The 7,730-nt window shown below is 71.1% G+C and carries 6 protein-coding genes; 4 read left to right on the forward strand and 2 right to left on the reverse strand.

Annotated features, from left to right (window positions below; all coding sequences use genetic code 11):
• The first annotated feature begins 48 nt into the window (after positions 1–48).
• From ACFYNO_RS37605 to ACFYNO_RS37615, 3 genes are all read left to right on the forward strand, one after another.
• A complete protein-coding gene (locus ACFYNO_RS37605) occupies positions 49–2,025 on the forward strand; it encodes a heavy metal translocating P-type ATPase (protein WP_388022328.1) in 1,977 nt (658 codons plus the stop codon).
• A gap of 147 nt (positions 2,026–2,172) precedes the next feature.
• Positions 2,173–2,634, forward strand: a complete 462-nt coding sequence (locus ACFYNO_RS37610; protein ID WP_388022330.1) for an SRPBCC family protein — start codon at positions 2,173–2,175, stop codon at positions 2,632–2,634.
• Positions 2,635–3,003: 369 nt separating this feature from the next.
• Positions 3,004–4,020, forward strand: a complete 1,017-nt coding sequence (locus ACFYNO_RS37615; RefSeq protein WP_388022331.1) for a phytoene desaturase family protein — start codon at positions 3,004–3,006, stop codon at positions 4,018–4,020.
• A 98-nt stretch (positions 4,021–4,118) separates the two neighbouring features.
• Here ACFYNO_RS37615 and ACFYNO_RS37620 read toward each other — a convergent pair whose 3' ends face one another.
• On the reverse strand, positions 4,119–5,630 hold the full coding sequence (locus tag ACFYNO_RS37620) for an NCS1 family nucleobase:cation symporter-1 (protein ID WP_388022334.1): 1,512 nt from the start codon (positions 5,628–5,630) through the stop codon (positions 4,119–4,121).
• 596 nt (positions 5,631–6,226) lie between these two features.
• On the reverse strand, positions 6,227–6,727 hold the full coding sequence (locus ACFYNO_RS37625) for an ATP-binding protein (protein WP_388022337.1): 501 nt from the start codon (positions 6,725–6,727) through the stop codon (positions 6,227–6,229).
• A gap of 267 nt (positions 6,728–6,994) precedes the next feature.
• Here ACFYNO_RS37625 and ACFYNO_RS37630 point away from each other — a divergent pair, with 267 nt between their 5' ends.
• Positions 6,995–7,729 (forward strand): hypothetical protein, encoded by a 735-nt coding sequence (locus ACFYNO_RS37630; RefSeq protein ID WP_388022340.1) that lies wholly within the window; start codon positions 6,995–6,997, stop codon positions 7,727–7,729.
• Position 7,730 lies beyond the last annotated feature (1 nt).

A 7,730-nucleotide genomic window follows, 5' to 3' on the forward strand; every position in this document is an offset into this window, starting at 1 on the left:
CCGGGTCGCCACTCCTGCCCGTGGCCTGTGCGAAGGGTCCTGCCTGCCATGTCCTCCACCCTGCTCGAGCGCCCCGCCCCCGGGACGGCCGCCGTGTCCGCCGGTACCGCCCCTCGGCGGCGTACGCGGATCCTCGCGCTGCCCGAAGCGCGCTGGGCTGCCGCCGCCGCACTGCTGTTCCTGATCGCGCTGCCGCTGCAGCTGACCGGCGCCCCGGCCTGGGCGTGGGTGCCGCTGTACGCGCTGGCCTACGCCACCGGCGGGTGGGAGCCGGCCTGGGCCGGGCTGCGGGCGCTGAAGGAGAAGACCCTCGACGTCGACCTGCTGATGATCGTCGCGGCGCTCGGTGCCGCCGCCGTCGGCCAGGTCACGGACGGCGCCCTGCTGATCGTCATCTTCGCCACCTCGGGCGCGCTGGAGGCCGTCGCCACCGCGCGGACCGCCGACTCGGTGCGCGGCCTGCTCGACCTCGCTCCTTCGACGGCGACCCGGATGCTGGACGACGGCACCGAGGAGACCGTCCCGACCGGACGACTGAGCGTCGGCGACCTCGTGCTGGTCCGCCCGGGCGAGCGGATCGGCGCCGACGGACGGGTCCTGGACGGCGCGAGCGAGGTCGACCAGGCCACCATCACCGGCGAGCCCCTGCCGGTCGCCAAGCAGCCGGGCGACGAGGTCTTCGCCGGCACCCTGAACGGCACCGGTGCCCTGCGGGTCAAGGTCGAGCGGGACGCCTCGGACTCGGTGATCGCCCGGATCGTGAAGATGGTCGAGGAGGCCTCCGGGACCAAGGCCCCCACGCAGCTGTTCATCGAGAAGGTCGAGCAGCGGTACTCGATCGGCATGGTCCTCGCCACCCTGGCCGTGTTCGCGCTCCCGCTGGCCTCCGGCGCCGCGTTCACCGGCTCGCTGCTGCGGGCGATGACCTTCATGATCGTCGCCTCGCCCTGCGCGGTGGTACTCGCCACCATGCCACCGCTGCTGTCCGCGATCGCCAACGCCGGCCGGCACGGCGTGCTGGTGAAGTCCGCCGTCGTGATGGAGCGCCTGAGCCAGGTCGACGCGGTCGCGCTGGACAAGACCGGCACCCTGACCGAGGGCACGCCCCGCGTCACCGACATCCACCCCCTCCCGAACTCCGGCCTGACCGAGAATGAGCTGCTGGCCCTCGCCGCCGCGGCCGAGCACCCCAGCGAGCACCCGCTCGCCCGCGCGATCGTGGATGCCGCCCGCACCCGCGGCCTCGCCCTGGCCACGGCCGAGGGCTTCGCCTCCGCGCCCGGCATCGGCGTGACCGCCACCGTCGCGGGCCGCACCATCGCGGTCGGTGCCCCGGCCCGGCCGGCGGACCGTGCGGAGGCGGCCACCGCCCTGGCCGCCGAGTGGGAGGACGGCGGCCGAACCGCCGTCCTGGTCGAGGCCGACGGCATCCCGGTCGGCGTGCTCGGCATCGCCGACCGCCTGCGCCCGGACGCCGCCGCCACCGTCACCGCGCTCACCGCCATGACCGGCACAGCACCGATGCTGCTCACCGGCGACAACCCGCGCGCCGCCGCCCTCCTAGCCGCCGAGGTCGGCATCACCGACGTCCGCGCCGGCCTGCTGCCCCAGGACAAGGTCACCGCCGTCAAGGAACAGGAGGCAGCCGGCCGCAGGATCCTGGTCATCGGCGACGGCGTCAACGACGCCCCCGCGCTGGCCGCCGCCCACACCGGCATCGCCATGGGCCGGGCCGGCTCCGACCTCGCCCTGGAGACCGCCGACGCCGTGATCGTGCGCGACGAACTCGCCACCGTCCCCGCCGTCGTCGCCCTCTCCCGCCGCGCGCGGGCCCTCGTGGTGCAGAACCTGGTGATCGCCTCGGTCTTCATCACCGCCCTGGTCGTCTGGGACCTGGCCGCCACCCTGCCGCTGCCGCTCGGCGTCCTCGGCCACGAGGGCTCCACCGTCATCGTCGGCCTCAACGGCCTGCGGCTGCTGCGCGAATCGGCCTGGACCCGCGCCCGCGCAGAGGGCCACCGGTGAGCCGGCGCACCCGTCGCCCGGGCACCGCCGCCGAGAAGAGCGCGACGGCCTGATCGGGCGCGAGCGAGTGGCACGGATCCGCGTGTGACCCGGCGACGACGGGGCAGGCGATGGGCGGTAGGTCCGATTCGCCTGGAAGGAACCGCTATGAGCATGGTGCAGGAGAGCATCGAGATCGAGGTCCCGTTGCACACCGCCTACAACCAGTGGACGCAGTTCGAGGACTTCCCCCGCTTCATGGAAGGCGTCGAGCAGGTCACCCAGCTGGACGAGCGCCACAACCACTGGCGGACCAAGGTCGCCGGGGTGACCCGCGAGTTCGACACCGAGATCGTCGACCAGCTGCCCGACCAGAAGATCGCCTGGCGCACCCTGGGCGGCGAGGTCCAGCAGATGGGCGTCGTCACGTTCGAGCGCCTGGACGAGCAGCGGACCGCGGTCAGGCTGGCGATCGACTTCCAGCCGGACGGCGTGGCCGAGAAGGCCGCCGACGTGATGGGGATGGTGGACCGCAGGGTCAAGGGCGACCTGCGGCGGTTCAAGTCCTTCATCGAGGAGCGCGGCGTGGAAGGCGGCGGCTGGCGCGGTCGGATCAAGCCTGGTATCTGAGGCGGGAACGCGCCGGGGTGGGGGGAGGGCGTTCCGGGCGGCGGCCCCGCGCCACCCGCGCGCCGGGCCGCCGCCGGGCGGTCCTGACCAGCCACTCCCCCGGTGCGCGCGGCGTACGCAGGTGCCACATACCCCGCACCGTGCTGGAACGTGACGCCGGGGAAGCTGATCTCCCCGCCGAGCTTCGCGGCGGTCTCCAGCCGGCCGGGGCTACTGCCGCCCCGGTTCGCCCGCTCCGCCATGGAGCGGGGTCGGCGACCAGTCGTGGCCGCCCAGGAGCCGGCGGTGCGTGACGGCGCGGTCCCTCGGCTCGTTGCTCCCCGTATTCCCGACACCGGGAGTGTCGGGCTGCGGCGAAGGCGGGCGGACGTGACGGGAAGCGTGCTGGTGGGCCGGGCGCCCTCTCCGGGCGACATCTCAACCGGCTACGACGCGGTGGTGGTCGGCTCCGGGGCCGGCGGGCTGACCGCCGCGGTGTGCCTGGCGCGGCAGGGGCGGCGAGTGGCGGTGTTCGAGCAGCACTTCACGGCCGGCGGGTACACCCATGCGTACCGGCGGCCCGGGTGGGAGTGGGACGTGGGGATCCACGCCGGCGGCGAGGTGTTCGTGCGGACGCCGGTGGCCCGGATCGAGCTGGACGGGGCACGGGCGTCGGGCGTGGTGCTCGCGGACGGCACCCAGGTGCGGGCGCCGGTGGTGGTGAGCGCGGCAGGAGCCCAGAACACCTTCGGCACCCTGCTGGACGACGGCGACGGCGAGCGGTCCGCCGTTATGCGGCGCGGCTTCCCGTTCGTCCTGCTCTTCCTCGGCCTCGACGGCGACCCGGTGGAACCCGGCCTGCCCCGCCACAACCTGATGGTGACGGACGGGGACTGCGACGCCTTCTTCGACGGCACCGGAGTCCGCACCAGCGGCCTGTTCCTCTCCTTCTCCTGCGCCAAGGACCCCACCTGGACCGCACAGCATCCCGGGCGCTCGACCGGTGAGATCCTCGCCTACGTCCAGCCCGAGCTGTTCGAACCGTTCCAAGGATCGCGATGGCGCCGACGCGACCCCGCCTACCTGGCCCTCACGGCCGAGCTCACCGCCGAACTGCTCGACCAGCTCCACCGCCACCTGCCCCGGACCAGAGGGCGGGTGGCCTACCACGAACTCGGCACCCCGCTCACTGCCGAGCACTTCGCCGGCTGGCCCGGCGGCAGCCTCTACGGGCTGGCCAAGGACGTGGCCGCCTTCCGCGACGGCCGCCGCCCCGGCACGGCGGACTGGCTCCGCCCACGAACCGGGATCGACGGCCTCTACCTCGCGGGCCAGGACTGCCTGGCCGGCGGCTTCCTCGGCGCCGTCACCGGCGGCCTGCTGGCCGCCCACGAAGCCCTCGACTGAACCGGTCGTGCCCGCCTGTGGACAGGGTTGCTGCCATGCGGTGAGAGCCCCGGCCCGCGGCGACGACTTCTTGAGTCCTCGCGTGCTTCGGCGACGCGTCAGGCCGTGCCGTCCGCCGGGAGCGCTGCGGTGATCCGGCTCCTGCCGCCGCTGATCGCGAGGTACAGCGAGCCTGAGATGACGACGCCGATGAACCAGCTGTACGGCCCGAGCGCCGCGCTGTAGCCGGCCGGCCCGTAGACCGGCAGGAGGCTGGAGAAGACCGCGCCGACAGCGGCTGCGGCGAAGGCGCGGACGTTCCACCCGCCCTGGAAGCGGAACTCGCCGTTCTCCCGGTAGAGCGCCGGGACGTCGAGCTGCGCCTTGCGGATCAGGTAGTAGTCGACGACGATCACGCCGAAGATCGGGCCCATGGTCGAGCCGATGGCGTTGACGAAGCTCGGCGCGTTGTCCCACGGGTGCAGCGGGTAGAGCAGGAGCGCGATACCGGCGGCGATCAGGCCGCCGCGCCGGAAGTCGATGTGCTTCGGGGCGACATTGGCGAAGTCGAATGCCGGACTGACGAAGTTGGCGACGACGTTGATGCCCAGCGTGGCGACCGCGAAGGTCAGGGCAGCCAGCAGGACGAGGTAGACGCTGCCGAACTTGGCCGAGATCTGGGCCGGCTCCAGGATCACCTGGCCGTAGACCTTGCTGGCCGCAGCGGTGGTCAGGGCGGCGACGAACGAGAAGAGGATGAGGTTGACCGGCAGTCCCCAGATGTTCCCCTTGCGCAGCGTCCTCTCGTCAGGCACGAATCGCGCGAAGTCGCCGAAGTTGAGGACCAGCGCCGCGAAGTAGGTGATCCACGTCGCCGCTATCGCCGCGATCGCGGCCGGCGAACCGGGGGTCACGTCAAGGCCCGTCGAGCTCCTGGCGAGCGCGGCGAGATCCTTGGCGGGCATGTCGACCGAGAAGGAGAGCGCGCCGGCCTTGACCGACAGCACGACGGCGAGGACCAGCATCATCAGCCAGACGACCGGCCCGGCGAAGTCCTGGAAGCGGCGCACCGTCTCCATCCCCTTGCTGATGACCAGCAGCTGCGCGGCCCACACTCCCAGGAAGCACACCACCTCCAGGGCGCTGTGCCCGAGGAGGCGGGTTGTCTCGTGGAAGTGTCGGGGGCCGCTGTATCTGGTGAGGAACGCGACGATCGCGCCGGCCGCCGCGCTGGTCTGGGCCCCGTACCAGAAGGTGGCGACCACAGCCCGTACCAGAGCCGGGACGTTCGCGCCGAAGGTGCCGAACGACGCCCGGGCGAGGACCGGATACGGCACGCCGGTCCGCACCCCCGCCTTGCCGATCAGCGTCATCAGCCAGTAGATCACCAGCGAGCCGACGCCGATCCCGATGACGAACTTGAAGGCGTTGCCCGCGACGAGGAACAGGCTGGCGGCCAGGAAGTAGCCGTAGAGGCTGTGCACGTCCGACGTCCAGACGTTGAAGATGCTGAACGCGCCCCACCTCCGCTCGGTGACGGGGGCCAGGTCGTCGTTGTGGAGCCGGGGTGAGTACTCCGTTGCGAGCGGCGTCGGGGTGGGGTTGGGGGCCATGTTCTCTGTCGCCGTCATGTCATCTCCTTGCTGAGGTGACCCGCCGAAGCACCTCGGCGCTGCCGAAGCCGCAGACGGGGTGCCAGATGACGTACAGGGAACGGGCAATGCGTTTCCTCGCGATTCCGGAGACGTAATGAGCACATCAACGTCGGAAGTCGTTTTCGCATGGTGGAACGTAGCTCGCCTCGAAGCTGAGTTCCGTCGCACCGACCACTGGGTGACGCAGGTGCTTCACTCCCCCGGTGCAAATGCGAACCGGGCATCAGGCCCGCAGAGAGCTGCGCCCAGGCACCGGCGGACGGGTTCCCAACCCAGTTGACGACCGAGGCGCCATTCAGCCACAAGTCGATACAGAAATCGATCTTGTTCACACTCAAGAGTGCAAAAGTGCGACTACCTGCCTGGCGGTCGCCCTCTTCCTGGATGGCTCGTCCGCGAATCCTCTGGCGTCAGCGCTCCCGCTCAGTCTTCTGCGGAAATCCGGAAGCGGATATTCACGATGCCGAGGACGGTCACGGTTTCGGAGGACGGCCAGGGGGTTCTGCCCGCTGCCCCGACTCCGCTGCCGGCGATCAGCTGGCCCGCCAGGGACTCGCTCTCTAGGCGGTTCCTCACAGCGACGCCCCACCCGCCGCTGGACCAGCACCACCCGGCAGGCGAACCGGCCGGCGGCAGCGAGCCACTATCGGCTCGCTGGCCTGGTCCAGTGCACTCAGCGCAAGCTCGAACCAGACCCGCTTTCCACCGCACTCCGCATCCAGCTCATGCCCATGCGCAGCAGCGTAGGCAGCGACCAGCAGCAGGCCTCGACCGTGCTCCGACTCCTCCTCAGCCGGGCCGGGTTCCGGGACTCCGCAGCCCGGGTCCGACACGGCCACCCTGAGCTGTCCACCCCGACCGGCGATCTCGGCCTCGACGGTGAGCCGCTGCTGCGGGTCCTCGCCCCCGACCCCGTGTACAAGAGCGTTCGTCGCGATCTCGGAGACGAGCAGGCCGAGGGCGAAGGCCTCCTCGTCCGTCAGCAGCACTCCGGCGCCGGCCAACTCCTTGACCAGCAGCCCGCGGACAGTGTGGACTCCGGGGCTCGTAGCGGCAATCGTGAAGCTCACCATGGGCATTGCGGTCCTCCCAGAGCCGTGCAGGTGGACCCGCGGGGCGGTGCTGGAACGCTTCCAGCAAGCTTGCTCCACTGCGGGCACCGACAGGCTTCCGCACCGGTCAGCGCACCGACAACCGCAACTTCTCGGGAATCCGCAGCCGGAGTTGGGGATTCTGCTGACTTCACATCAGGAACCCCCAAGTTATGAGGGATTCAGGACTCCGACCACCATCACGCCACTACGCTGGAGAGCCGCACAGTCACTCGGAAGAGAGGGCGCGTGGCACACAGCCTGTCCTGTTCACGAGAGATCCACCGCCGCGCGCTCATCGAGCACTGGCGTGTCGAAGACACGGTCGACGCCATCCTGCGCTGCTGCGGCACGAGGCCGCTCCGCGCCCACCGCCTCGCGCGCGGCTGGACCTTGGGCGAAGCGATCGCGGAGTTGCACAAGCTCGGCCACCTCAGCAACGGCGGCATGCCCGCAGTGAACGAGGAGCAGTTGCGCGCCTGGGAGACCTCCGACCGCCAGCCTCGGCCGCGAACGATCGACCTGCTCTGCCGCCTCTACCGAACCGATGCCGCCGGCCTCGGTCTGGTCGGCGACTACCGGCGCCCCAGCGCGATCCGCGCGACCGTCGCTCCCGGCGCCGCTCCCCCGAGTCACCAACTCGGCGACTCACTCGACACGGTGGTCGACGCGGCACGCCGAGCGGTCGAGCGGACCCTCGCCCGCACGACCGTCAGCGCGACGCAGCTCGAAGTGCTGGACGAACGGGTACTCGACCTCCGCCGGAGCTACGTCTTCACTCCGCCCACCGAGATGCTCACCGCGCTGATCCACGAGCTGGAGGAGATCCGAGGCCTGTCCGACGAGCGCCAGCCGGCTAGCGTCCAGGTCCGACTCTCCGAGATGACCGCCCTAGGGCGCGTATTTGGTTGTGATCAATGGATGGCGTTGGTGAGGTCCTTGATCCAGATCATCGCGCCGCGAAGGTGGAGGCCGGCAAGGTAGC

The organism is Kitasatospora sp. NPDC006697 (assembly GCF_042869935.1).
Lineage (GTDB): Bacteria > Actinomycetota > Actinomycetes > Streptomycetales > Streptomycetaceae > Kitasatospora.